The 2,778-nt window shown below is 41.3% G+C and carries 3 protein-coding genes and 1 pseudogene; 3 read left to right on the top strand and 1 reads right to left on the bottom strand.

Annotation, left to right across the window (positions count from 1 at the left end):
• A partial coding sequence (locus tag ACRCJ0_RS11695) for a MalY/PatB family protein (RefSeq protein WP_431390523.1) occupies positions 1-898 on the top strand: 898 nt, incomplete at its 5' end.
• Positions 899-985: 87 nt separating this feature from the next.
• On the opposite strand, the gene ACRCJ0_RS11690 is transcribed toward ACRCJ0_RS11695, so the two are convergent.
• Complete coding sequence (locus ACRCJ0_RS11690) at positions 986-1,879, bottom strand: cation diffusion facilitator family transporter (protein WP_431390522.1); 894 nt, start codon at positions 1,877-1,879, stop codon at positions 986-988.
• A gap of 247 nt (positions 1,880-2,126) precedes the next feature.
• On the opposite strand from ACRCJ0_RS11690, the gene ACRCJ0_RS11685 reads away from it, so the two are divergent.
• Positions 2,127-2,501, top strand: coding sequence for a MerR family transcriptional regulator (locus tag ACRCJ0_RS11685; protein WP_003140773.1), 375 nt, complete (start codon positions 2,127-2,129; stop codon positions 2,499-2,501).
• Positions 2,502-2,586: 85 nt separating this feature from the next.
• Positions 2,587-2,778, top strand: a pseudogene (locus tag ACRCJ0_RS11680) (LL-diaminopimelate aminotransferase); the annotation flags it as partial.

Genomic DNA, 2,778 nt, shown 5'->3' with positions numbered 1-2,778 from the left:
TGTATGTACGGGTATTGCCTTTGCCTTACATGCGTATACCAATGAAGGGGACAACATTTTAATTCAAAACCCCGTTTACAATCCCTTCCGTACGGTTATTGAAGAAGCTAACCGGACTTTAGTGATGCAAGATTTATTGGGCAATGAACAAGAAGGGTACACAATTGATTTTGACGCTTTGGAGAGTGCCTTCAAAGATGACGATATCAAGGTTTTCTTATTCTGTTCACCGCAAAACCCAACTGGTCGTGTTTGGCATCGTGATGAATTGGCTAAAGTAGTGGCTTTATGTAAGCAATACGATGTCTTATTATTCTCTGATGAAATCCACCGTGATTTGATTATGCCAGGACATGAGCATATTGCTATTGGAAATATTGACCCAGATTTTGACAATTATGTCCTTTTCGCCTCGCCATCAAAAACCTTTAACTTAGCTGGTTTTAACCATTCATTTATGGTAGTGCCACGGGCTGATTTAAGAGAAAAATTGGATACGTTCTTACATGCGATTCATGTGACTGGCGGGCAACCTGCTGGTTATATCGCGTCAGAAGCGGCCTATACCTACGGGTCGGAATGGGTGGAGAACGTCAACCAAGTGATTTGGGACAATTACCAATTACTTAAAACAACAGTCCAAACAGCCTTACCGCAAGTTCAATTCTCAGACTTACAAGGGACTTACCTTGCTTGGCTTGATCTAGGGGCTTATGTGAAAAATGCAGACCTGAAAGAAGTGGTTCAAGACCGTGCCCGTTTAGGTGTCAATTATGGGACTACTTACTGGCCAACTAGACCAGAAGATACCCATATCCGGATTAATCTAGCGACTAAGACAGAGATCATTGAAACAGCTGCAAATAATTTAGTTAAAGCTATTCAAGAGTGGCAGTAGTCAGTCGTAGAAATAGTCAATATACATAAAAAGACCTGCTTCTCATATTGAGCGTGGCGGGTCTTTGTTGTAAGTATATTTAATGGATTAGTTTTCTTGGTAGGGTTCGACATGGACGTCGATGGCGGTGACATCTTCTGTTTTTTGTAGGGCGGATTCTACTTTTTCAGTGATAGCATGACCCGCTTGAACAGAAATTTCTGGGTCTACTAAGATGGTAATGTCGATATAGACATTGGCCCCGTAATTACGGCCGCGGATATCAGAAACTGCGCGCACGCCAGGTACCATGAGGACTATTTTCCGGTAGTTATCTAAGTCTTCTTGGGGGAAGCCGTCTGATAGGGAAAAGGCTGATTCTTTGAAGATGTCATATCCTGATTTGATAATGATTAATCCAACGACAATAGCCATAGCGCCATCTAGCCAAAGGATACCGGTACGACTTAGGAAGACCGATAAGGCAGTTGCGAAAGAGGTCAGGGCGTCGGATAAATTATCCTTTGCAGAAGCTTTAAGACTTGGACTATTGAGTTTATTGCCAAGACGGTTGTTGTACCAGTAAACACCGGACATAATGACCCCAGAAGACAAGCCGACAACCGCATTAATGGGTGTTGGAGCTGCGTATGCTTGGTTGATTAAAGCCGTAGTTGAATCAATGGTCACCGTAATCCCGATATAGAAAATCACGAAGGACATAATCAGTGTAGTAATGGTTTCAATTTTATAATGACCATAACGGTGGTTTTGATCAGCTGGGCGTTGGGATAGGATCATGCCCACTAGTAGGGCGATTGACGCAAATGAATCGGTAAAGTTATTCAAACCATCCGCAAAGACCGCATCTGAGTCAAAGCTGTATCCGACAAGGAGTTTGGCGGTCGAGATGATGACGTAAGTGACGATACTGAGATAAATTCCGCGGCGGGCTATTTGTTGGTTGGTGTTGGTTGGTGTCATGTTAGGTTCATTTTCCATGTGAAAACCGCTCCTTTAAATTGAAGTGAGAAGGGGCAAAATTTGCCAATCTAGAAAAAAGCAATTCTTTCCATTATAGCGACTGGCCAAACACTTTTCAAGGTATTTTACCTAGAAATGACATGTCTTTATTACAAAAAATTGTCTGAATTTCCACAGAATTTCGATAAAATATGATTGACTTAATATGTCAAGTAATATAACATGAGATTAAAATACAATTAAAAAAGAATGAAGGTGAGTTGGCATGAAGGAAAAAGAGCTACGACGTACGCTAGCTGTTTTCCCAATTGGGACAGTTGTACAGCTAACAGATTTGACACCGAGACAGGTGCGTTATTACGAAGAACAGAAGTTAATTAAACCAAAACGTTCAGAAACAAATCGCCGCATGTACTCCTTAAATGATGTCGATCGATTATTAGAAATCAAAGACTATTTAAATGAGGGTATGAGCATCCAAGCGATTTATAATACATATAACCGTCAACATACGCAGCCTAAAGTGGCAGATACCAAGCAGCTGACCGACGAAGATGTTCGCCGCATTCTATATAATGAAATCTTGAACCAAGGTGGTTTCAGAAACGCTGGCGCTGACCAAGACTATCCATTGCGCTAGATGCGACAAAATTCGTTACGGCTCTCATACCTTAAAAAATGAAAGTGACTAAAAAGTAGCATATATGATATAGAGGAGATTTTTTATGAACCAAATTAATAAAGATTACCAACGATTACCAGGCTCTTATTTATTCGCAGAAGTAAAACGTCGCCAAGAGGCCTATGAAACAGCACATCCAGACCAAAACGTGATTCGATTAGGTGTTGGGGACGTTACTTTACCTTTAGCACCAGCAGTCATCGAAGCCTTACATAAGGCCGTAGACGAACAAGCG

It is taken from the genome of Aerococcus sp. L_32, from assembly GCF_050689315.1.
Note: the sequence above shows the minus strand (reverse complement) of the source record. Positions and strands in the feature narration are given on the sequence as shown.

What these genes read in the sequence shown, in the direction of transcription:
- ACRCJ0_RS11685 (WP_003140773.1), top strand. Translation starts at nt 2,127, where the DNA reads ATGAAGGAAAAAGAGCTACGACGTACGCTAGCTGTTTTCCCAATTGGG.
- ACRCJ0_RS11690 (WP_431390522.1), bottom strand. Translation starts at nt 1,879, where the DNA reads ATGGAAAATGAACCTAACATGACACCAACCAACACCAACCAACAAATA.